The organism is Agrobacterium sp. RAC06 (assembly GCF_001713475.1).
In the GTDB taxonomy this organism is placed as follows: domain Bacteria; phylum Pseudomonadota; class Alphaproteobacteria; order Rhizobiales; family Rhizobiaceae; genus Allorhizobium.
Genome location: NZ_CP016499.1, coordinates 4,080,422 through 4,103,102 on the forward strand (window position 1 = coordinate 4,080,422; position 22,681 = coordinate 4,103,102).

The window sequence follows — 22,681 nt, forward strand, 5'->3', positions numbered from 1 at the left end:
TAAGCGCATCGTGAACGGTATAGTGCGAATTTTCGCAAACTTTACCGCTAGGCGTGATTTTTCCCACGCGTACACGCAACTAAAGCGCTTTGAGGTGTTGCCTCGGCAATCAGCCGGTGATGTCGATGACGCCACAATCACCCGCCTCGGAAGCGAAGGCGAGGAGTTTGCCTGTGCTGCTCCAGGCAAGTGAGGTCACTGCACCCCTGCCGGGACGGCGCAACAGCGCCTCCTTGCCATCGGCGATGCGCACGGCAAGGATCATGCCGTCGATGAACCCGATCGCCAGAACCTCTTCGATTGGGTGGAAGGCGACCTGGGTAACGAGAATGTTGGCGCGGGTGCCGAGTTCGAGCGGAGCCTTGCCCATCGGGCCGTCCTTGCCGGAGAATGGCCAGACGATTGCAGCCGGTGCGCCTGACGAGGCGAGCCACTTGCCCTTCGGTGACCAGGAAAGGGATTTGACCTTGGCGGGATAGCCGGTCATTCGCATATGGCGGGTGTCGGCGGCTTTGCCGTCGAGCTTCCAGCCATGCAGCGCCGATTCCTGCATCATGGTGACGACGAAGCGGCCATCGGGCGAGAAGGTCACGCCCGTATGCGCGCCCTTCCAGTCGAGATCGACGGGCGCGCCTGCGGTCCCGACCCAGTGCAAAGTGACGCCGTTATAGCGGGCAACCGCGATACGCAGACCCTTGGGGGCGAAATCGACGGCCTCGACAGTACGCTCTTCGGTGAATTCCTTCGTCGTGCCATCGGCAAGCCGCACGAAAGTCGACTTGCCATAGGCATAGGCGACCGCGCCTTGGGGACCGGGTGCGACGACCGAAATTCACTTGCGCGGAACATGGGCGATTTCGGTAACCGTGCCGTCATGGGCGATGCGCAGCACGCGGCCGTCTTCGCCACCGGTGAGCAGGGTCTGGCTTGCCGAATCCTTGACGCAGGTCAGCAGTCCGGCATTCGCCTCCGTCACCTTCTCGCCGCCATCCAGCCGGTGAATGGCACCGCTCGCAGCGGCGAAGACCGGGATGTCACCGAGAAAATGGGTCGAGACAACGTGGCCTTCGATATCGAGCGGTGCAACAGTGGGCATACGGACAGGCTTTCTTTCAGGCAGAACGGTACGGACAGGCGGCGGGGCGTGAAAGCCCCGTTCAGGCAGAGGCGGCTTCGCAGGCCTTGAAGCTGGCTTCCAGCTTTTCGCGGTCGAGTTCACGGCCGATGAAGACAAGGCGGCTCTCCCGCTTCTCGCCATCCTTCCATGGACGCTGGTGATCGCCCTCGACGATCATGTGCACGCCCTGGACGACATAACGCTCCTCGTCGCCCTTGAAGGCGATGATGCCTTTCAGGCGCAGGATGTTCGGGCCTTGCGTCTGGGTCACCTTCTGGATCCAGGGGAAGAAGCGGTCAGGGTTCATCTCGCCGCCGCGAAGCGAGACAGAGACCACGGTCACGTCATGGATCGGGGAGGGGGCGTGATCGTGGTGGTGATGCCCGTGGTCATGACCATGATCATGCGCATGATGATCGTGGCCATGGTCATGATGGTGGTGGTCATGCCCGTGATCATGATGGTCATGGCCGCAATCCGGGCCGCAGACATGGTCCGGTTCGTCATGGTCGAGGAAATGCGGATCGTTTTCCAGCGCGCGCTCGAGATTGAAGGCGCCCTGATCGAGCACCTTGGCGAGATCGACGCCTGAACGGGTGGTCGAATAGATGCGGGCGGACGGATTGATTGCGCGCACGATGTGCTCGATCTGGTGCAACTCGTCATGGGTGACGAGATCGGCCTTGTTGATGACGACGACGTCGGCAAAGGCGATCTGATCTTCTGCCTCGCGGCTGTCCTTCAGGCGCAGCGGCAGGTGCTTCGCATCGACCAGGGCGACCACGGCATCGAGCTCCGTCTTGGAGCGGACGTCATCGTCCATGAAAAAGGTCTGGGCAACCGGTACCGGATCGGCCAAGCCCGTCGTCTCGACGATGATGCCATCGAAGCGGCCGGGGCGGCGCATCAGGCCTTCCACCACACGGATCAGGTCACCGCGCACCGTGCAGCAAACGCAGCCATTGTTCATTTCGTAGATTTCTTCGTCCGACTCGACGATCAGGTCGTTGTCGATGCCGATCTCGCCGAATTCATTGACGATGACGGCGTATTTCTTGCCGTGGTTTTCGGAGAGGATTCGATTGAGCAGCGTCGTCTTGCCGGCGCCGAGATAGCCGGTGAGCACGGTGACGGGTGTCGGTTTCGCGGATGCTTCGGTCATGAAAGCCTCTGGTGTCAGGGGGCGCCGGACGATGCGGCTGTAATGGTGTTACCCCCATATAGGCGTTCCGTCTTGCCAGTTCAAAGGCTTTCGTACGGCTCAGGCGGCGGCCAGCGCCGAGCGGACATCGGTGCGTGTGAAGTCGTCTCCGACATAGAGAAGCGGGCAGTCGAACTCCTTGGCGGTGGCATAGGAAAAGCAATCGCCGAAGTTGAGCGAGGCCGGGTGATGCCTTTGCCGAAGCGTTGGTAGGCTGCGGCAGCGAGCTCCGCGCGGGAAGCCGTCAGGTCGATGATCTCGACATTGAGGGATGCAATCAGTCGCGACAATTCATCCGTACAATTTTTTTGAAGAGCCACGATTTTCAGTTCGAGCAGCGTGCCAGCTGACAACACTAGGCGACTGTTTGGGGTTTCCAGAACTGCTGCACAGGCCTTAGCAGTCGCTTCATTCTTTATGATGGCAATCAGTGCAGATGTGTCGAGTGCGATCACGTCGGAAGACCGTTTTCATCGTACAGAAAGTCGTGACTCCTGTCAGCGAGCGGCTCACCTGGAACCGGGCGAGGGGCCTTGGCCATGATCTCTTCGAGAATGGCCCGTCGTTCCTCGAGAGTTAGCGCAGGACGTCGGCCGGTCGATTCGATCGGTTGCAAGACGACAGCATCCTGCCCGTCGCGGGTGATGATAACGGGCTCTCCGCGTTCGGCTCGCTCTACAAGTTCTTCGACCCGCGCGGCTGCCTGCTCCATGGAAACACGCATGCTTCTTCCTCACGCTCTCTCTTGACCAATATGCGCCTTCCCTGTCGGCCCTGCAAGCTCACGTCAATGTTGCAGTATCGAACCTGTGCACGTCATCCAGTAGATCGAGAAGGCCTGCGACCGAATGGGCCAGCAATCGTTCCCCCTTCTCTGCCGTCGCTGCCGCCGCATTGCCGGCCACACCCTGTGAGTTGAGATCCGACATCTTCCAGCCGAAGGCATGGGGACCATAGGCGCGCAGATGGCGGAAGCGGGCGGCGAAATCGGATTGCCGGGAGGGGAAGCTCTCTGCTTTCGTCATGTCCACCCGATCCGGTGCGAGCGCCAGCATTACCGATGTCTCGATGTCTCCGCCGTGGATGTCGACCGCCTTTGCCTCGGGTGCAATCCAGCCGTCCGGCTGGCCGAAGCGTGTCCAGCTTGTTGCGACCACCAGCATGTTGAAGCGAACCCGTGCTTCGGTTGCGACAATCGTCAGCAGCGGGGAATTGCCACCATGGGCGTTCATCAGCACCAGTTTGCGAATGCCCTGGCGGTTCAGATCTTCGGCGATCCCGAGCCAGCGGATGATCGCCTCGTCATAGGTGAGTGTTCGGCTGCCTTCGACATGCATGTGTTCGATCGAGTAGCCGACGGGCTCCGCCGGCAGGATGGTGACAGGCAGATGCGGAGGCAGGGCATCGGCGACACGGCGCATGATGCCTTCAGCGATGATCGTGTCGGTCTCGAAGGGCAGGTGAGGGCCGTGCTGCTCGTGTGCGCCGAGCGGCAGGACGGCAATCCAGTCGCGCCGGTCATCGGCTTTCAGCCGGGGATCGTTGTCCGCGAACGACAGGGCTGGCTTCGCCATCTGGTCTAACCTCATCATCTTCGTTATGCATGGCAGCCGTCGCGGCGGATTGCAGTGAGGGCCGTAGCGTTTGTCGACCGGGGAGAGTCATGGCGAAAAAGGACAAGGCCGACAAGGACCGCGGTGAAAAGAAGAAGAGCAAGAAGAAGGAGCCGCCGGCTTCGGGTGTGCTCAGTGGTGCCATGACCCAGGTCGCACGTGCTTTGCGAACCCGGCTTTCCCATGGGCTTGCCGAAAGCGGGCTATATCCGGGCCAGGATGGCGTTGTGCAACTTCTCGCGCAGGAGGACGGCCAGACGCCGGGTGCGCTTGCCCATCAGCTCGGTGTCAAAGCGCCCACCATGACCCGCACCATCGGGCGGATGGAGGCGCAGGGCTTCGTCATGCGCCGTACCGACGATCGAGACGGACGCCTGACCAAGGTCTATCTCACCGACGAGGGGCGCGGCAGCGTGGCTCAGATCGCGGCGGTGACGGTTGCCTGCGAGGCTCATGCCCTCCAGGGCCTGTCGGGCAAGGAAGTGAAGATCCTGGTCAAGCTGCTGGCGGCCATCGAGGGTAATCTCTCGGGTCAGAGCGGCATGCGGTCAGCTGATCATGCGGACGATGACGGTGATTGAAATCGCCAATTAAATTGTTTAATTAAATCTTTTAAGGGCGGTCGAGCGCCCACCGGCCTGCTGCGAGGGAGGAAACGTGGCACAAAAGGTAAAGCTTTCGACCATTGCGGAAACGCTTGGTCTCTCCACTGCGACCATTTCGCTTGCCCTGCGTGACAGCCCGCTCGTCGCGGCGGACACTCGGGAGAAGATCAAGGAGCAGGCGCGCGCTCTCGGTTATATCTACAACCGCCGTGCTGCGAGCCTTCGCACCTCCCGCTCCGGGATCATCGGTGTCGTCGTGCATGACATCATGAACCCGTTCTACGGCGAAATCCTGAAAGCCATTGAGACCGAACTCGATCGCAGCCGACACACCTTCATTCTTTCGAACCACTACGACAGCGTCGAGAAGCAACGCATGTTCATCGAGACGCTGCTGCAGCTTGGCGGCGACGGGGTGATCATGTCGCCAGCCATCGGCACGCCGCCGGAAGACGTGTTGCTCGCCGAGAATAACAGCATGCCGGCGATCTTCATCGCCCGCTCGATGGATGGGCTCGATGTGCCGATCTATCGCGGCGACGACAGTTACGGCATTTCGCTGGCCACCAACCATCTGATTGGCCTTGGCCATCGCTCGATTGCCATGATCGGCGGCACCGACCAGACATCGACGGGGCGTGACCGTTACCAGGGCTATGTGAACGCTCTCCGTAAGGCGGGTATCGAAGTCGATCCCGGCCTGCGCATCCCGGGCCCCCGCACCAAGCAGGGTGGTTTCGAGGCGGCGGTGAACTTTCTGTCGCTTCCGCAAAAGCCGACGGCTGCCGTCTGCTGGAACGATCTCGTCGCCATCGGGTTGATGAACGGCATTGCCCGTGCCGGTCTCATCCCCGGCCAGGACATCTCGGTCACCGGCTATGACGACCTCGAGGAAGCCTCGATCGCCACGCCATCCCTGACAACCGTCTGGAACGGTCAGGCGGAGGTCGGGCGGCTTGCCGCGCGGGCGCTGCTCGACAAGCTTGCCGGCAGTCATGAGCCTGACGGCATCCACCTGATCAAGCCCGAGATGCGCATTCGCCAATCGACCGGCCCGATCCGTCGGTGATCCCCGAGGCGGCTTCAAGGCCGCTCGTCCATGATCCTCGCCCTCCAAGGAGACAGCCATGTCCGGTCGCCCCCTCGTGCTCATTCCAGGCCGCATTCATTCACGCGTCCGCGCCCGTCTTTCGGATCGATTCGATCTTTTGGAAATCTCTGATGCCACTGCCGCCGAGGCGGATGCGGGTGAACTGGAGCGAGTGCGCGGCGCTGTGGTCTCCGGCCGATTTCCTGCTTCGCTGATCGAGCGTTTGCCGAAACTCGAGGTGATCGGCAGCTTCGGTGTCGGATATGACGGCGTCGATGTGAAGGCGGCCTCAGCTGCCGGGGTGATCGTTACGAATACGCCCGACGTGCTGAACGATGAGGTGGCAGATACGGCGATCGCGCTGCTTCTCAATACCATGCGTCAGTTCTATTTCGCCGAGCGTTATCTGCGTGACGGACGCTGGGAAAAGGAGGGGGCCTTTCCGCTCTCGCCGCTCTCGCTCAAGGGGCGCAAGGTCGGTCTTCACGGTCTCGGCCGGATCGGCATGGAGATTGCCAACCGTCTCCTGCCGTTCAAGGTCGAACTTGCGTACCATACGCGGCGACCCCGCACGGGTGTCGATTTCGTCTATCACGACACCCTGACGGGCCTCGCGAAGGCGGTCGATGTGCTCATTTCCATCGTCCCGTCGACGCCGGAGACCAAGGATGCACTCAACGCCGAAGTCCTTTCCGCGCTCGGACCGAACGGCGTGCTCATCAATGTCGGTCGCGGTTCGACGGTCGATGAGCCCGCGCTGATCGCCGCCCTTCAGGCCGGTACGATCGCTGCTGCCGGTCTCGATGTCTTTGCCGACGAACCTCGCGTGCCCCAGGCCCTGATCGACCTGCCGAATGTCTCGTTGCTGCCGCATGTCGCATCGGCCTCGGTGCCAACGCGTGACGCCATGGCCGATCTTGTTGTCGACAATATCGTCAGCTGGTTCGACACGGGACGGCCGCTCACGGCGGTTCCGGAAACGCCGTATCCAAGGAGCTGATTCGGCGGTCAGCCTTCCGCAAGCTTGCCGGTGCATCCTCTTGCCATATGGGGTCTCGAGCGGAAGGATGCTCCGATGAAGTCCTCTCTCGCCATCGTGGCGACAGTTCTCCTGTGTGCAGGTGTCTCGGTGGTCGGAGTCAGTATCTGGGCTCTGCCGCAGCGCTCCGCGCAAATGGCCACCGATCCGATCGTGCTCGGCACAATTCCACCTGCCGACCATACGCCGTCGGTCTTTGCCGCGAAGCTGCATGCGGGATCCGTCTCGCCACCGGCCCAGTTTTCCGTGTCCAACTTCACACGAAAGACGGTCTGTCTGGTGGAGCGGGGTGCGGCTCTCACCAGTCGCAGTCGCGATTTTTTCGCTCCACCCGATTGCGAAGAGGTCTGGCCTGGTCTGGTGCGTGCAACCACCTGGACCCAGCACGAAGATGGCAGTGTGACGATCAGCGATCCTGGTGGAGCCATCTTGCTGACACTGGTTCGAGGGCGGCACTTTTCTTACGAGGTGACGGATATACCCGGTGCAGATCTGGCGCTCCTGATGTTGCCTTGAGCATTTGCGGAGCGGGTCATAAAAATTGTAGCCTTGCGCAGTAGAGCGCTACGGTTGCGCACTTTCTTCCCTCGTTTTACATGTTCGCGCTAACATAGCGACTGCCCTCTACAGGCACGCTCAAGTGAAAGCTCTCATCCAAAAGAATAGAGTCCAAGCGCTTGAATCCCCTTAGACAAAATGGTTAGCTCGCGCATCGCTGCCGGGAGGGGCCGACGATGCCCGCCGGTGGGGCAACAAGTGGGAGGTAGTTCATGGATCGTCGTTCATTTATCAAGAAGGCTGGCGTCGCCGGTGCGGGCGCTGCTGCGTCCACCGTGCTGGCAGCACCAGCCATCGCGCAGGAAAACCCCAAGATCACCTGGCGCTGCTCGTCGGGCTTCCCCAAGGCGCTTGACACCATTTATGGTGCTGCCGAAGTGTTTGCGGCAGCCGTCAACGAAGCAACCGACGGCAATTTCCAGATCCAGGTCTTCGGGGCTGGCGAAATCGTCGGTGCGCTGGAAGGTGCAGATGCCGTTCGTGATGGCACCATCGAAATGGCGCATACCGCGTCCTACTACTTCTTTGGCAAGGATCCGAGCTGGGCATTCGGCACGGGCGTTCCGTTCGGCCTGAACCAGCGCATGACCAATGGCTGGCTCTACGAGGGCGGCGGTCTCGACCTGCTCAACGAATTCTATGCCGCCAACAACATGATCTCCTTCCCGGCTGGTAACACCGGTGCGCAGATGGGTGGCTGGTTCCGTAAGGAAATCAACACGGTCGCCGACTTGCAGGGCCTGAAGTTCCGCATCGGCGGCTTCGGTGGTCGCATCATTTCCGAACTCGGCGTCGTTCCGCAGAACATCCCGGGTGGTGACATCTACGCTGCTCTCGAACGCGGCACGATCGATGGTGCCGAATTCGTCGGTCCTTACGACGACGCCAAGCTCGGCTTCAACAAGGTCGCGCCCTATTGCTACTATCCCGGCTGGTGGGAAGGTGGCGTGACGCTGATGAACATGATCAATCTCGACAAGTGGAACGAGCTGCCGAGCAACTACAAGGGCATCGTCAAGAGTGCGTCTGCGCTCGCCAACGGTGTGATGATGGCGCGCTACGACAGCCTCAACCCGGCTGCCCTGAAGCAGCTCGTCGCAGACGGCACTCAGCTTCGTCCTTATAGCCGCGAGATCCTGGAAGCCTGCTTCGATGCGGCGACCAAGGTTTATGGGGAGATCAGCGCCGAGAACCCGCAGTTCAAGAAGCTGCATGACTCGTACATGGGCTATCGCGGCGACGGCTATCTGTGGTTCCAGCTGTCCGAATACAGCTTCGACACCTTCATGATGCTGCAGCAGCGCGGCGGCAAGCTCTAAGCTTTTCGCTTCAGACTGATCTAAGAGGCCTCGGGACGTCCATCCCGGGGCCTTATTTGTTTGTGTCGTGATCCATTCCAATTGATCATCGGCGCTTGGTCAAAGAAAAACCCGGCGTCTCCGCCGGGTCTCATTTTTGAGAGGCCTTCGCCTTCAGTCGAACCGCGGCAGGCCGCCGGCATCGCCAGGGCCTGGCAGGCCACCTGGGGCCGGAAGCGATGTGCCTCCTGCCGGTGGTGTGGCCGGCTGCGTTGTCGGAGCCCCGAAATTCGGCATCGCAGGCATGCCATCACCGGGTCCCGGAAGACCCAGCGAAGGTGCTCCATCGAGGCTCATGCCTGGCAGACCGAAGCCGGAACCACCTGCATCGTTGATCTGGCTGTTGATGTCCGTCTGGTTCATCTGCACGGGCGCGGCCTTGTAGTGGGTCACAAGACCGGGGAAGGCGATCAGAATGCCCAGCATGAGGATGTTGATCAGGATGAACGGCAACGTCCCTGTGTAGATCGACCGCGTGGTGATGGGTTCGATCATGCGATCGGTCGTCTTGTCGTGCCAGGCCTTGGTCGGTGCAACCGAGCGCAGATAGAAGAGGGCAAAGCCGAAGGGTGGCGTCAGGAAGCTGACCTGCAGGTTCATCCCCAACAATACGCCGAACCAGACAAGGTCGATGCCGAGCTTGTCCGCCACGGGTGCCAGCAACGGCACCAGAACGAATGCGATTTCGAAGAAATCGAGGAAGCATCCGAGGATGAAGACGATGATCGTCACGACGATCAGGAAGCCTGTCTCACCGCCCGGCAACGCCAGCATCAGTTCTTCAACCCAGATATCGCCCGAGATCCCATAGAAGGTGAGCGCGAAGACACGGGCACCAATCAGGATGAACATGACGAAGGTCGCTAGCTTCGCGGTCGAGTCCAGCGCCTGCATCAGGGTCTTCAGGTTGAGTCTGCGTTTTGCCAGCGCCATGATCAGTGCGCCGGCAGCACCCATGGCGCCGCCTTCTGTCGGCGTTGCGATGCCGAGGAAGATCGTGCCGAGGACGAGGAAGATGAGCGCAAGTGGCGGGATCAGGACAATGACAACCTGCTCTGCCATCTTCGACATATAACCCAGGTTCCAATGACGATTGGCCAGGGCAAACACGTATGGGATGACTGTTGCTGCAAGTGCTGCCCAGACCACGCGCGTCTCGTAGCGGAACTCCGTGAACACGAAGTAATAGCTGATGAAGTAGAGACCGATCGCAGCCAGAAGGATGAAATAGAGAGACGTCCCTCCTGAACCAAGTGGGCGGGCTTCAGGAGGAAGTGCGGGTGCCCATTCCGGTTTGATCAGTGTGACCGCGAAGATGTAGAGGCAATACATGCCAACCAGCATCAATGCTGGCAGCATGGCGCCGACATACATGTCGCCCACGGAGCGACCGAGCTGGTCGGCCATGACGATCAGAACCAGCGAAGGCGGAACGATCTGCGCCAAGGTGCCGGATGCCGCGATCGTACCCGCGGCAAGGCCTGGATTGTAGTTGTAACGCATCATGATGGGCAGTGAGATCAGGCCCATGGCGATGACTGAGGCTGCCACGACGCCGGTCGTTGCAGCTAGAAGCGCGCCGACGATGACAACCGCGAATGCCAGGCCGCCGCGCACTGTGCCGAACAACTGGCCGATCGTGTCTAGAAGGTCTTCCGCCATGCGCGACCGCTCGAGGATCAGGCCCATGAAGGTGAAGAAGGGAATGGCCAGAAGCGTGTCGTTGCGCATGATGTCAAAGACACGGTTCATGTTGGCCTGGGCCAGCGGCCAGGACAATCTTATCTCCGGCGAGATATGGCTGAGCTCCACACCGAAGATGAAGAAGTAGATGCCGCCGGCCGCCAGCGTGAAGGCAACCGGGTAGCCGATCAGCAGCATACCCATCACGATGATAAACATGATCGGCGCGAGGTTGTGTGCGAAAAGATCAAGCATTGTTGCCCCCCTTCGTCTGGCTCGCAGCGTCGTCGGCAGGCAGATCAGGTTTGCCATGTCCGGACGCGACCGTCGTGTCCTCGAGGTCGCCACGAATGATGGCAAAGCGCTTGATGATTTCCGAGAACGCCTGAAGGTTCAATAGAACGAAGCCCACAAGGATGCTGGCCTTGGCCGGCCAAATGATCAGGCCGCCAGCGTTGGAGGACATTTCGCCCGACATAAACGAGCGCCAGAAGAATGGCCACGCAAAATACGTCATCATTAGGCAGAAGGGCAGCAGGAAAAAGATATGGCCGAATAGGTCGATCCAGTCGCGTGTGCGCTTCTTGAAAGTGCCCGCCAGCACGTCAATTCGCACATGCTCGTTGCGCTGGAGCGTGTAGGCGGCGGCCAGCATGAACACGGTGCCGAACAGATACCACTGTACTTCCAGCCAAGCGTTGGATGACATGTCGAAGGTCTTGCGGATGACGGCGTTGCCGGCGCTGATCAGGACGGCGGCCAGGAGCAGCCAGGAAACCCAGCGCCCGATGGCCCCGTTGATCGCGTCGATCAGCCGAGAAACAGCCAACAGGATTGTCATTGTGTTTTTTCTCCCCTTGTCGCTTCGTGCTTAGAGCAATGGCAAACCACGTGCAACTGGACTGCACCGATCCGCCCCCAGGGGCAACGAAAGTTGAACTGGCGGCAGCTGCAGCCGAAGCTGGCGCTGGTTTCCGTCTGCGCGCATCGATTGTGTTTGCTTGCATTTTAATAGTTTCGATAGGCCGCCCTTAAGAGGTTCTCGCTTAGTGGTTTGCGTGTCACCTAGAAGCAGTGCAGTTTAGGAGTTGCTTCGTTTTGCGTGTTGCTGTGACGTTTTAGGACATGCTTTTTGCCGCAAAGCAGGCACAAGGATTGGAAGAGACATCATTTGAAAACTGAGGTTTCGCGTCCAACCTTGCCGGGAGGGCAGATCATGAATACCGAGAGGGGGCATGAGAAAAATGTGCCCACGGATGTGTATCTGTCGTTCGTGAGCTCTCTGTTCGACAACCGCTTCACGCTGTTTACCGGCATGGTTGTCCACATCCTGACATTCGTCACGGTCTATGTGCAGACGGGAGCGTCCTTCTACCTCTTCCTGTGCGCCTGCTTCGTCGCCGTCTTCTCGTTCCGGCTGAACTCCTTCTTTGTCTTCGATCGGGAAGACAAGTCGAAGCTCACTCGCCAGCAGATCGCGGCCTGGGAACGCCGCTATGTCATCGGGGGCGCCTCGACTGCTGCAATCCTGGGTGTCGGCAGCGGTTACGCGATGCTCGCCTTCGAAGACACATTCGCGGAACTTGCCTGCATAGCCGTGACCATGGCCTCGATGGTGTCCGTCGTCGGCCGCAACTATGGTTCAAGGCTTGCTGTCGATCTGCAGACTTTGGCGTGCTGCGTGCCCATGATCATCGGCAGCCTTCTTGCACAGGATCTCTTCAAGGCATTGTTGTCGCTGATGCTCGTGCCGTTTGGCCTCACCGTGCGGTCGATGGCCAATGGTGTGCGCGACTTCCTCTATGAAAATGTTCTGGCTTCTCGCGAAATGGCAAAAATTGCCGATCGCTTCGACACGGCTCTCAGCAACATGACACATGGTCTGTTGATGCTTGATCCGAACAATCGGATCGAGGTGGTCAATCGGAAGGCCTGCGAATTGCTCAACCTGGGGGACCGTCGCCGCCTCGTCGGCTGCGATCTCGACGTCGTTCTGCGCTACGGCGTCCGCCATACGTTTCTGGACGGATCCATGTCGAGCCTTCTGCAGAAACAGCTCGCCCAGCTCGTGCAAGGGCTCTCCAGCCGCGCACTCATGCATTTCTCTGAAGATCTGGTGCTGGAGTTCTCAGCCAAGCGGCGCGACGAGGGCGGGGTCGTGTTGATCTTCGAGGATGTGACGGCTCGTGTGCATGCCGATCGCAAGATCCTGCACATGGCACGTTACGATAGTCTGACGGGGCTGCCGCATCGGGGATACTTCATCGACCTCGTCCGCGAGCGTCTGGAGCGCTCCGGCGAGTTCGGGACGACTGTCGGCCTGATGATCCTTGATGTTGCCGATTTCAAGCATGTGAACGATCTCAAGGGGCATCTGACCGGCGACAAATTGCTGGTGTCCATCGCGTCTCGCCTGACGGAGTTTGCCGCAGGCAAGGCTGTTGTCGGCCGTCAGGTGGGCGATCACTTCATCTGCTTCTTTCCGAATGTCGAGGACCAGGACGACCTCGTAGACGTGATGCGTAACCTGCATCTCGCCGCCAGCGCCGATTATGATGTCGAGGGGATGCGTGTCCCGGTCGTTTTCTCCGCCGGGGCCGTGCTTGCCGAGAGTGCTGCATTCGACATGGATGACTGGCTGGTCAAGCTGGATATCGCGCTGTTCGAATCGAAGGCACGCAGCCGGGGCAGCTTTACGCTTTTCGTCAAGGAAATGGGCGCGCGTTATCTGGAGCGGCAGCGGCTGAAGGCGGATCTCAGAGCGGCCGTTGACCAGCAGGCCATCACCGTCGTCTACCAGCCCATGTTCACTCCGGATGGTCGCGGTCTCGTCTGTTGCGAGGCGCTTGCCCGATGGCATCACCCGGAAAAGGGGCCGATTGCGCCGAACATCTTCATCCAGATCGCAGAAGAGATGGGCATTGTCACAGAGATCACGGAGCAGGTGCTGCGCCGAGCCTGTTTTGATTGCCAGACTTGGCCGGAAGCGATCGGTGTTTCGGCTAATCTTTCTGTCCACGATCTCAGGCAGGGCGATCTCGCCGCCATGATCGAACGGATACTCTCGGAGACTGGGCTGTCGGCCAAGCTGCTGCATCTTGAGGTCACGGAAAGCAGCCTGATCGAAGAACTCACTCCCGCCCGCGCCGTTCTGGACAGGCTACGCGGGCTCGGGATCACGATTTCCATCGACGATTTCGGCACCGGCTTCTCGAGCCTCAGCTACCTGGATACCCTGCCCGTCGACGTGGTGAAGATCGATCGCTCCTTCGTTCGCAACATCGGGCAGGACGCCCGCCGATTGAAGCTTCTGCGGGGGATCGTCAGCCTGACGCGCGGTCTTGACATCGGGATCGTGGTCGAAGGCGTTGAAACGCGGGAGCAGCTGTCGCTGATCAAGAAGCACAACTGCGCCGATCTCATTCAGGGCTACGTCTTCTCGATGCCGATCGCCGCTCACGCCATCGCCGCTCTCGCGGAGGAGGCAGAAGTCCACGGGATCGCTGCCCAAGCCGGCGTGGCTTGACGCACCTGTTCTGCTGCCTGTTTCCATTTCCAGTCAGATTTACCGCGTGTCGCAGAGATGGTTGCGGATGCGACGGTTAACCTTAACCTATCGCATTTTAATATCTTATTAATTTTCAGGGGGGCGAGGTGGACCGATAGGTGATACCCCATGCCATCGGTTGCAGCCGGCGGGGTATCAGTATGGAACTGGAAGGCTTTTCGGAACGATTGATGCGCTACCTCGATTTCATCGAGTATCGCCGGATCGAGACTCAAGAAGATTTCGAAGATATCGAGCAACTGCGTTACAAGGCTTACAAGGCAGCGAACGTGCTGCCGGTCGCGGCGCCAAGCATGATTGATGACGCTGATTTCGACAGGCACGCCTATGTTTTCGGGATCTATTATTTCGAAGAGCTTGTCAGCACGATACGGCTTCACCACGTGACCCCAAGACATCCCCTATCACAGTCGGCAGGCGTCTTTCCCGACGTGATGGAGGCTTATCTGGATGAGGGACTGACCTTGATCGACCCCGCGCGTTTCGCTGTCGATCCAGATGTGGCAAGCGAGTTGCCCATTCTCCCCTACATCACTCTTCGGACGAGCATTGTCGCTGCCGCCTATTTCAGGGCGGACCGCGTGCTGCAACACGTTCGGCCGCATCATACTGCCTTCTACAAGCGCGTCTTCTATGCGGAAACTGTCGTCGAGCGGCGGATGACCGAGATCTATGGTCTTGAGCTCACACTCATGGCCACCAATACCCACACGACGGGCGCGAAACTGCTCAAGCGCTATCCGTTCTTCGATTCCGGGGTGCACGAGCGCCGCCTGATGTTCGGACGTGGGGAGGGGGCGCTGTCGACCACGCCGCTGACGGTCCTGCCTTCGGCGCGACTCGTGGCGGCGGGAAAGGTCACGGGCGCTGTCGCTGGTCGGGATTATTGACCACAAACGTCGGATCCGATTGCGCTCCGCCTGCCGTTTGTGTATGCGGGAAAAAGATACATTTCTGCCCATGGTTTCGTCAGATGTGATTCCGCCGTGGTGCCGCTAGGCTTAAGATTTGGGAGATCGAACATGAGCGAACATCATTCCGGTCCGGTCGAAACCGGTGCTTCTATGGACTACAAGGAGCACGAGAAGACCTATGACGTCTTCATCGCTGGCACCAAGTATGGCACCGTCATCCTGGTTGCGCTGATGATCGCCATGGCTGCCGGCTTCTTCGGCGGTGCTGGCCTGCTCGGCGGGTTCTTCATCTGGATCGTGCTGTCGGTTGCCGGCGTCTTCATGATGCGCTGATCGGCGATAGAGCATTGATTGACGAGAGGCGGTCCGGCAACGGATCGCCTTTTTCTTTGCCCATCGTCCGCATCAATCCATGGCCATAAAAAAAACGGCGGATCACCCCGCCGTTTCGATGTCTTGCAGATGGTTCTGGCCTCAGCTTGTCGTGCCGCGCGTGCGCGCCAGGCCCTGCTTGGCGGGCTCGTATTTGGGATCGAGGCGCAGCGCATGGCTGTAGGACTTGGCTGCACGGGCCTTGTCGCCGCGACGCTCATAGATCAGCGCCTGGTTGGCCCAGCTCTCGGCGATGTTGTTGTTCAGCTCGATCGCGAGGTTGAAGTCGGCGAATGCGTTGTCGTCATCGTTCAGCGCGACATAGGATACGCCACGGCCATTGTAGGGCTCAGGCGCCCGCGGCGAAAGCGAGATCGCCTTCGAGAAGTCATCGATCGCCTTCGCATGGTCGCCGCGCACCTGGTATATCAGGCCACGATTGTGGAAGGCACGACCATCGGTCGTATCGAGCTGGATGGCGCGGTTGAAGTCGCCGAAGGCCTCGTCGATGCGGCCGGCCTGACGATAGATGTTGCCGCGGCCGATATAGGCGACGTCGTAATTCGGGTTGATCTTGAGCGCCTGGTTGTAGTCGGCGGCGGCTTCGACCGGCTTGCCCATGTTGCGGTAGACCAGCGCGCGGTTGGCATAGGCCTGGAAGAACTGCGGGTTGAGCTGCAGGGCGGTGTTGAAATCGTCGAGCGCCTGGCGGAACTGGCCTGCGCGACCATAGGCCGAGCCGCGCACGTTGTAGCCTTCCGGATCACGCGGGTTGGACTGGATGACTGATGTCAGAGAGGCGATGTTTTCCTCGGAGCCCTGGGCCCGGTCAAGACGAATAACATCCGTGGTTTCCGTCGTGGTGGCGCAGCTTGCCAGGGTCAGAGTGGCGAGCAGAGCTGCCGCAGTGGCCAGTCGCGGCAAGCGCGAAGCCTGGGAGGCGGAGAGGAGCACGGAGGTTTTCGTCATGAGGCGCATCATCCGGCGGCCGCCAGAACCCCTCGTAGGCGTCGGACAGCACAAGTTCGTGTTTCATATCAAAAGGGCGGCGGCGATTCGTCTCGCCCCCGCCCTCATTTCATAGGAAAACGTCTAAATCTAGGCTGATCAGCGCGCGCGAGCAGGGGCCGGCAGAAGGCCTTCGCGCTGCATCTTCTTGCGGGCGAGCTTACGGACGCGGCGAACGGCCTCGGCCTTTTCGCGCGCACGCTTCTCGGACGGCTTTTCGAAGAAGTCGCGCATCTTCATTTCACGGAAAATGCCTTCGCGCTGCATTTTCTTCTTGAGAGCGCGGAGCGCCTGGTCAACGTTGTTGTCGCGGACTAGTACCTGCACGTTTATCCCGTTCCTTTGGTTTTAAGTGTTGGTCCTTCCGTCGATGGAGGTCGCATCTTCGGAAACAGCGTAATGGTTCGCGCGGCCACTGAGTCCGGCGATTGGGTTGCGAGATACCAGAAGACCCTGGTGAAGTCCATATGGCGCAAGGCTTCCCGCCAATAATTTTGCGCCCTACACTGCACTTCTTCTGGGGTGTCGAAAGACGGATGATAATGCGTCGCAAAACGGACGTCATGTCGTGGGTTGATCTGCGACCTGTATCATCCTACCCACATGCCTGAACCACAGGAGTTTAAGGCGAATGCGCAAATATTCGGTCTTTGCCGTTGTCCGTGAGGCCATGCGTGCCCACAAGGGATGGGAGGCTCAGTGGGTCTCTCCCGAGCCGCGGCAGTCCTATGACGTGATCATCATCGGCGCCGGCGGCCATGGTCTTGGTGCGGCCTATTATCTCGCCAAGGAACACGGCATCACCAATGTCGCCGTGATCGAGAAGGGCTGGCTCGGCGGTGGCAATACCGGCCGTAACACGACGATCATCCGGTCCAACTATCTCTATGAAGAGAGCATGGACATCTACGAGCATTCGCTGAAGCTCTGGGAGGGCCTGTCGCAGGACCTCAATTACAATGTCATGTATTCGCCGCGCGGCGTGATGATGCTGTCGCATAATGTGCATGATCAGCAGTCGTTCAAGCGCCATGTGAATGCGAACAATCTCTATGGCATTGACAATGAGTGGCTGACGCCGGAGCAGGCCAAGGCCTTCTGCCCGCCGCTCGATATCTCGAAGACCGCCCGTTACCCGATCAATGGGGCTGCGCTTCAGCGCCGCGGCGGCACGGCGCGTCATGATGCGGTTGCCTGGGGTTATGCGCGTGCGGCATCCGATCGCGGCGTGCATATCATTCAGAATACCGAAGTGACGGGGCTCCGTCGCGGCCCGAATGGTGAAGTGACCGGTGTCGAGACGACGCGCGGTTTCATCGGCGCGAAGAAGGTCGGCGTTTCCGCTGCCGGCCATTCCTCCGTGGTCATGGGCATGGCGGGCGTGCGCCTTCCTGTTCACTCCACGCCGCTGCAGGCGCTCGTGTCCGAGCCGCTGAAGCCGATCTTCCCCTGCGTGGTCATGTCGAACACCGTGCACGCCTATATCTCGCAGTCGGACAAGGGCGAGCTGGTGATCGGTGCGGGCACCGACCAGTACAACTCCTACAGCCAGACCGGCGGCATGCAGATCATCACGCACACGCTGGATGCCATCTGCGAGCTTTTCCCGATGTTCCGTCGTGTGAAGATGATGCGCCAGTGGGGCGGGATCACCGACAACACCGCCGACCGTTCGCCGATCCAGAGCGTCACGCCGGTTCCGAACCTCTTCGTCAATGCCGGCTGGGGCACGGGCGGCTTCAAGGCGACGCCGGGCTCGGCCAACCTCTTTGCTCATCTCATTGCCAAGGGCGAGCCGCATCGGCTGGCCCAGGGCCTGACGCTCGACCGGTTCCGCACCGGCCGCCTCATCGACGAGGCAGCCGCTGCTGCCGTGGCGCACTGAATTAGGGATCGTCCAACATGCTGGTCATCAAATGCCCCTATTGCGAAGAAGAGCGTGCAGAGCTCGAGTTTCGCGCCGCCGGTGAAGCGCATATCGCGCGTCCTGCCGACATTGCCTCGATTACGGACGAGGAATTCGCCGACTACTTCTTCCTGCGCGACAACCCGAAGGGCATCATCTTCGAGCGCTGGCGCCATATCCATGGCTGCGGACGCTTCTTCAATGCTGCCCGAGACACGATCTCTGACAAAATCCTGCTGACCTACAAGGCCGGTGAACCCATGCCCGATCCCGCAACACTGGTTGCCCCGTCTGCATCGAAGGGAGAAAAGGCATGAGTGCTGCCAACCGTATTCCCGGCAAGGGCCGCCTGACGCCGGCGCTGACCGCCCGCTTCACCATCGATGGCCGCACGCTGACCGCTTACGAAGGCGACACCGTCGCGTCTGCGATGATCGCCAACGGCATGCATCTGGCCGGTCGCTCGTTCAAGTATCACCGTCCGCGCGGCATCCTGACCGCAGGTCCGGAAGAGCCGAACGCACTGCTCGACGTCTCGCGTGATGCTGCCCGCCGCCAGCCGAATGTGCGGGCGACCGTGCAGGAAGTCTTCGACGGCATGAAGATCGAGACGCAGAACCGCTGGCCGTCGCTGTCGCTCGACATCGGCGAGGTCAACAATCTGCTGTCGCCCTTCTTCGCCGCCGGCTTCTACTACAAGACCTTCATGTGGCCGAAGGCTGCGTGGCACCAGATCTACGAGCCCTTCATCCGTCGTGCGGCCGGTCTCGGCCATGCGCCGAAGGAAGCCGATCCGGACCATTACGCCAACCGCTATGCCCACTGCGACGTGCTGGTGATTGGCGGTGGTGCCGCCGGTCTCGCCTCTGCACTGGCTGCTGCCCAGACGGGCGTGCGCGTCATGATCGTTGACGAACAGCCGGAAATGGGCGGTGCCTTCCACTTCGACACGGGCGCCACCGTCGATGGCCAGAGCGGCTGGGACTGGGCGCAGGCGACCGTTGCCAAGCTCAAGGGGATGTCGAACGTCACCGTGCTCTCGCGCACGACCGCCTTCGGCTATCACAACCACAATTACGTGGCGCTGGTTGAACGAGTCACCGATCATGTCGCCAAGCCGGACAAGAACCAGCCGCGCGAACGGCTGTGGCAGGTGCGTGCCAAGCGCGTTGTTATCGCCAGCGGCGCGATCGAGCGCCATATGGTGTTTGCCAACAATGACCGCCCCGGCATCATGCTGGCCTCTGCAGGCCGCACCTATCTCAACCATTTCGGCGTCGCCGTCGGTGCCAAGGTCGCCGTCTACACGGCGCATGACTCGGCCTATGAAGCGGCGATCGATCTGAAGAAGGCTGGTGTTTCCGTGCCCGTCATCGTCGATGCGCGCGAAAACCCGGGCGAGGGTGTTCTCGCCCAGGCGCGTGCGCTCGGCATTGAAGTGCTGACCGGCCATGGTGTTGTCGACACGGCTGGCCGTCTGCGCGTCCGCTCGATCACCGTGCGCCGCAATGGCGGTGGCGCCACCCGCAAGATCGAGGTCGATGCGCTCCTGATGTCGGCCGGCTGGACGCCGTCCGTGCATATGTTCTCGCAGTCGCGCGGCAAGCTGAAATACGACGCGGCCAATGACCGCTTCTTACCCGACGTCTATGTGCAGGATTGCGTCTCCGTCGGCGGCTGCAACGGCACTGACGACCTGCAGGCCTTGCTCGACGAGGCAACGACTGCTGGTCTCTCCTCGGCCAAGGCCGCCGGCGCGACTGAAACGCCTTCCATCTCGCTTTCCGGTGCCAATGCACACGCCTGGACCGGCGGCATGATCGGCGCTGCCGAAGGCGCTGGCCGCGAGGACAACGTCAAGGCTTTCGTCGACTTCCAGCATGATGTCTGCGCCAAGGACATCCGCCTCGCCGTGCGCGAGGGCATGCATTCGATCGAGCATATCAAGCGCTTCACGACCAACGGCATGGCCTCTGACCAGGGCAAGCTCTCCAACATGCATGGTCTGGCGATTGCCGCCGAAGTGCTCGGCAAGGAGATCCCGCAGGTCGGTCTCACCACCTTCCGCGCGCCCTATACGCCCGTCACGTTCGGCACGCTGATCAACCATTCGCGTGATGCGCTGTTTGATCCCGTGCGCAAGACGCCGATGCATGCCTATGAAGTCTCACAGGGTGCCGTCTATGAAGATGTCGGCAACTGGAAGCGCGCCTGGTATTACCCGAAGGCGGGCGAAGACATGCATGCCGCCGTCAACCGCGAATGCAAGACGGTGCGTGACGCAGCCGGCGTGTTCAACGCCTCGACGCTCGGCAAGATCGAGGTTGTCGGTCCCGATGCTGCCGAGTTCCTGAACCTAATGTATACCAATGCCTGGGACACGCTGAAGCCCGGCAAGGCGCGCTACGGCATCATGACGCGCGAAGACGGCTTCATCTATGACGACGGCGTCGTCGGGCGTCTCTCCGAGGACCGCTTCCACGTGACCACCACGACGGGCGGTGCGCCGCGTGTCATGCACCACATGGAAGACTATCTGCAGACGGAATTCCCGCATCTGAAGGTCTGGCTCACCTCGACCACCGAACAATGGGCTGTCATCGCCGTCCAGGGTCCGAAGGCCCGTGACATCATCGCGCCTTTCGTCGAGGGCATCGACATCTCGAACGAGGCCTTCCCGCATATGAGCGTGGCCGAAGGCAAGTTCTGCGGCGTGCCGACGCGCCTGTTCCGCGTGTCGTTCACCGGCGAGCTCGGTTTCGAAGTCAATGTTCCCGCCGATTTCGGCGCTGACGTCTTCCAGAAGACCTGGGAGCGTGCCCAATCGCTCGGCGCTTGCCTCTATGGCACCGAGACCATGCACGTGCTGCGCGCCGAAAAGGGCTATATCATCGTCGGTCAGGACACCGACGGTACGCTGACGGCTGATGATGCCGGCCTCTCCTGGGCGGTGTCGAAGAAGAAGACCGACTTTGTCGGTATTCGCGGCATGAAGCGTCCGGATCTGGTCAAGGAAGGCCGCAAGCAGCTCGTCGGCATCTTCACCAAGGATCCGAACGAAGTTCTGGAAGAGGGCGCCCAGATCGTCGCCAATCCGAACCAGCCGAAGCCGATGACCATGCTTGGCCACGTCACCTCGTCCTACTGGTCGGAAAATCTCGGTCGCTCGATTGCGATCGCCATGGTGGCCGGTGGCCGCGCCCGCATGGGCGAGACGCTTTATGTGCCGATGAAGGACAAGACCATTGCGGTTGAGGTTACCGACATGGTGTTCGTTGACAAGGAAGGAGGCCGCATCCATGGCTGATATGTCTGTTGCAGACCGCAAGACCGTTCTTGCCGGCTTCCACGGCGGCAGCGCCAAGGTGCGTCTCACACCGGCACTTCCCGCCACCCGCGTCTCGCTGCGCGCTGGTGCGGACGCCGTTGCCGGGCTTTCGAAGTCGCTCGGCCTGAAGCTGCCGACAAAGCCCAAAACGTCCGCCTCGGTCAAGGGCCGCACGGCCTTCTGGATCGGTCCGGACGAATGGTTCCTGATCGACGAGAAGGGTGCAGAGCTGATGGCCGACTGCGCCGCCTCCGGCGTGGTTCATTCGGCCACCGACATCTCCCACCGCAACACCGCGATTATCGTCTCGGGTCCGGCTGCCGCCGACACGCTTAACGCTGCCTGCCCGCTCGACCTCTCGCTCGCCGCGTTCCCTGTGGGGGCCGTGACGCGCACGGTGTTCGGCAAGATCGAGATCATCCTCTACCGCGTCGAGGAAGAGACGTTTCGCGTCGAATGCTGGCGGTCGTTTGCGGAATATGCGTTCGGCATGCTGAGTGAAGGCGCGGAGGATGCCTCGCTCTGAGGGGCGGTTGTCTGAAGGAGTTTGAGGAGGCCGGGGTGACCCGGCCTTTTTGCGACACACGACACCTTGCCTAGTCAGGGTTGCAAAAGCCTCCTCTCACCTCCGCACTCTCAATCGCAAAGGCTCGCAATCTCTGTCGGCTCATGATAGGTTACATGTAACCCGATCAAGGTTGTGAAAACAATGATGCAAAGCAGATGGAGCCTGTCATGTCCTCTATCGCCAAACCCAAGCCATCCCGCCTGAAGGTGAGCGAACATCGCGCGCGCCTGCGGTCGCAAGGTTTGCGCCCGATCCAGATTTGGGTGCCGGATGTACGTTCTCCGACGTTCAAGGCCGAAGCGCACCGTCAGTCACTTGCCGTTGCAACGAGCGCGGATGCACTGAGCGATCAGGCATTCATCGATGCTGCCTCCGACATCGACTTCGAAGATGGTGAAGGCGCGTGAGACGCGGCGACATATGGACGGTCTCTGGCGGCAAGGATTATGCGGGAAAACCTCGCCCCGTAGTCGTGGTGCAGGACGAGGCGTTTGACGCCACGGATTCCATCACCATCTGTGCCTTCACCACAGATGAAACAGACGCACCGCTATTTCGCCTGCCGGTGACACCGAATGAACGAAACGGGTTGCATTCGCCTTGCCGCCTAATGGTGGACAAGATCACGACAGTTCCGAAGTCCAAGATCGGAACAAAGGTCGGACGGTTGGATGACGCCGATATCCTGCGGCTCAACCAGGCTGTTCTTGTCTTTCTCGGTCTCGCAGGTTCGCCAAGAGTGAGCGCCTAGCT

General features: G+C 60.4%; 21 protein-coding genes and 2 pseudogenes. 14 read left to right on the forward strand and 9 right to left on the reverse strand.

Going from position 1 to position 22,681, the window contains the following annotated elements:
- Nucleotides 1-109 precede the first annotated feature (109 nt).
- The 5 genes and pseudogenes from BSY240_RS19345 to BSY240_RS19360 form a co-directional block, all read right to left on the reverse strand.
- Nucleotides 110-1,096: pseudogene (locus tag BSY240_RS19345) on the reverse strand (WD40 repeat domain-containing protein).
- A 61-nt stretch (nucleotides 1,097-1,157) separates the two neighbouring features.
- On the reverse strand, nucleotides 1,158-2,279 hold the full coding sequence (locus BSY240_RS19350; RefSeq protein WP_069043407.1) for a CobW family GTP-binding protein: 1,122 nt from the start codon (nucleotides 2,277-2,279) through the stop codon (nucleotides 1,158-1,160).
- A gap of 99 nt (nucleotides 2,280-2,378) precedes the next feature.
- Nucleotides 2,379-2,773, reverse strand: a pseudogene (locus BSY240_RS23765) (type II toxin-antitoxin system VapC family toxin).
- The gene (locus BSY240_RS19355; protein WP_054148176.1) at nucleotides 2,770-3,042 is read right to left on the reverse strand and encodes a type II toxin-antitoxin system Phd/YefM family antitoxin; all 273 of its coding nucleotides are present in this window, start codon (nucleotides 3,040-3,042) and stop codon (nucleotides 2,770-2,772) included. Before BSY240_RS19355 ends, BSY240_RS23765 begins: the two are co-directional and overlap by 4 nt.
- Before the next feature lie 58 nt (nucleotides 3,043-3,100).
- On the reverse strand, nucleotides 3,101-3,892 hold the full coding sequence (locus tag BSY240_RS19360; protein ID WP_069043408.1) for a creatininase family protein: 792 nt from the start codon (nucleotides 3,890-3,892) through the stop codon (nucleotides 3,101-3,103).
- A gap of 89 nt (nucleotides 3,893-3,981) precedes the next feature.
- Between BSY240_RS19360 and BSY240_RS19365 the strand changes: the two genes are divergently transcribed.
- From BSY240_RS19365 to BSY240_RS19385, 5 genes are all read left to right on the forward strand, one after another.
- On the forward strand, nucleotides 3,982-4,512 hold the full coding sequence (locus tag BSY240_RS19365) for a MarR family winged helix-turn-helix transcriptional regulator (protein ID WP_069043409.1): 531 nt from the start codon (nucleotides 3,982-3,984) through the stop codon (nucleotides 4,510-4,512).
- Between the two features lie 76 nt (nucleotides 4,513-4,588).
- The gene (locus BSY240_RS19370) at nucleotides 4,589-5,605 is read left to right on the forward strand and encodes a LacI family DNA-binding transcriptional regulator (RefSeq protein WP_054148179.1); all 1,017 of its coding nucleotides are present in this window, start codon (nucleotides 4,589-4,591) and stop codon (nucleotides 5,603-5,605) included.
- 58 nt (nucleotides 5,606-5,663) lie between these two features.
- Nucleotides 5,664-6,626: a 2-hydroxyacid dehydrogenase gene (locus BSY240_RS19375; protein WP_069043410.1), complete on the forward strand. Its 963-nt coding sequence runs from the start codon at nucleotides 5,664-5,666 to the stop codon at nucleotides 6,624-6,626.
- 75 nt (nucleotides 6,627-6,701) lie between these two features.
- On the forward strand, nucleotides 6,702-7,181 hold the full coding sequence (locus BSY240_RS19380; protein ID WP_069043411.1) for a hypothetical protein: 480 nt from the start codon (nucleotides 6,702-6,704) through the stop codon (nucleotides 7,179-7,181).
- A gap of 254 nt (nucleotides 7,182-7,435) precedes the next feature.
- Nucleotides 7,436-8,542, forward strand: coding sequence for a TRAP transporter substrate-binding protein (locus BSY240_RS19385; protein ID WP_054148182.1), 1,107 nt, complete (start codon nucleotides 7,436-7,438; stop codon nucleotides 8,540-8,542).
- A 153-nt stretch (nucleotides 8,543-8,695) separates the two neighbouring features.
- Here BSY240_RS19385 and BSY240_RS19390 read toward each other — a convergent pair whose 3' ends face one another.
- Entirely contained in the window at nucleotides 8,696-10,519 is a 1,824-nt protein-coding gene (locus BSY240_RS19390; protein WP_069043412.1) for a TRAP transporter large permease, read from the reverse strand.
- Nucleotides 10,512-11,105, reverse strand: a complete 594-nt coding sequence (locus tag BSY240_RS19395) for a TRAP transporter small permease subunit (protein WP_054148184.1) — start codon at nucleotides 11,103-11,105, stop codon at nucleotides 10,512-10,514. Before BSY240_RS19395 ends, BSY240_RS19390 begins: the two co-directional genes overlap by 8 nt.
- A 375-nt stretch (nucleotides 11,106-11,480) precedes the next feature.
- On the opposite strand from BSY240_RS19395, the gene BSY240_RS19400 reads away from it, so the two are divergent.
- The 3 genes from BSY240_RS19400 (at nucleotide 11,481) to BSY240_RS19410 (ending at nucleotide 15,079) form a co-directional block, all read left to right on the forward strand.
- Entirely contained in the window at nucleotides 11,481-13,790 is a 2,310-nt protein-coding gene (locus tag BSY240_RS19400; protein WP_069043413.1) for a putative bifunctional diguanylate cyclase/phosphodiesterase, read from the forward strand.
- A 182-nt stretch (nucleotides 13,791-13,972) separates the two neighbouring features.
- Nucleotides 13,973-14,722: an N-acyl amino acid synthase FeeM domain-containing protein gene (locus tag BSY240_RS19405; RefSeq protein WP_069043414.1), complete on the forward strand. Its 750-nt coding sequence runs from the start codon at nucleotides 13,973-13,975 to the stop codon at nucleotides 14,720-14,722.
- Between the two features lie 132 nt (nucleotides 14,723-14,854).
- Nucleotides 14,855-15,079 carry an aa3-type cytochrome c oxidase subunit IV gene (locus tag BSY240_RS19410; RefSeq protein WP_054148187.1) on the forward strand — a complete coding sequence of 75 codons (225 nt, stop codon included), beginning with the start codon at nucleotides 14,855-14,857 and terminating at the stop codon, nucleotides 15,077-15,079.
- Nucleotides 15,080-15,220: 141 nt separating this feature from the next.
- Here BSY240_RS19410 and BSY240_RS19415 read toward each other — a convergent pair whose 3' ends face one another.
- Both BSY240_RS19415 and rpsU read right to left on the reverse strand, forming a co-directional pair.
- Nucleotides 15,221-16,087: a tetratricopeptide repeat protein gene (locus tag BSY240_RS19415; protein ID WP_054148507.1), complete on the reverse strand. Its 867-nt coding sequence runs from the start codon at nucleotides 16,085-16,087 to the stop codon at nucleotides 15,221-15,223.
- A 138-nt stretch (nucleotides 16,088-16,225) separates the two neighbouring features.
- Entirely contained in the window at nucleotides 16,226-16,453 is a 228-nt protein-coding gene (gene rpsU, locus BSY240_RS19420; protein WP_054148188.1) for a 30S ribosomal protein S21, read from the reverse strand.
- Nucleotides 16,454-16,757: 304 nt separating this feature from the next.
- Between rpsU and BSY240_RS19425 the strand changes: the two genes are divergently transcribed.
- From BSY240_RS19425 to BSY240_RS19450, 6 genes are all read left to right on the forward strand, one after another.
- On the forward strand, nucleotides 16,758-18,011 hold the full coding sequence (locus tag BSY240_RS19425; protein ID WP_069043415.1) for a sarcosine oxidase subunit beta family protein: 1,254 nt from the start codon (nucleotides 16,758-16,760) through the stop codon (nucleotides 18,009-18,011).
- 17 nt (nucleotides 18,012-18,028) lie between these two features.
- Nucleotides 18,029-18,349, forward strand: coding sequence for a sarcosine oxidase subunit delta (locus BSY240_RS19430; RefSeq protein ID WP_069043416.1), 321 nt, complete (start codon nucleotides 18,029-18,031; stop codon nucleotides 18,347-18,349).
- Nucleotides 18,346-21,339: a sarcosine oxidase subunit alpha gene (locus BSY240_RS19435; RefSeq protein ID WP_069043417.1), complete on the forward strand. Its 2,994-nt coding sequence runs from the start codon at nucleotides 18,346-18,348 to the stop codon at nucleotides 21,337-21,339. The genes BSY240_RS19430 and BSY240_RS19435 overlap by 4 nt, the downstream gene beginning before the upstream one ends.
- A complete protein-coding gene (locus BSY240_RS19440) occupies nucleotides 21,332-21,886 on the forward strand; it encodes a sarcosine oxidase subunit gamma (protein ID WP_069043418.1) in 555 nt (184 codons plus the stop codon). Before BSY240_RS19435 ends, BSY240_RS19440 begins: the two co-directional genes overlap by 8 nt.
- Before the next feature lie 209 nt (nucleotides 21,887-22,095).
- On the forward strand, nucleotides 22,096-22,335 hold the full coding sequence (locus BSY240_RS19445) for an antitoxin MazE family protein (protein ID WP_069044060.1): 240 nt from the start codon (nucleotides 22,096-22,098) through the stop codon (nucleotides 22,333-22,335).
- A complete protein-coding gene (locus BSY240_RS19450; RefSeq protein WP_069043419.1) occupies nucleotides 22,332-22,679 on the forward strand; it encodes a type II toxin-antitoxin system PemK/MazF family toxin in 348 nt (115 codons plus the stop codon). The genes BSY240_RS19445 and BSY240_RS19450 overlap by 4 nt, the downstream gene beginning before the upstream one ends.
- Nucleotides 22,680-22,681 lie beyond the last annotated feature (2 nt).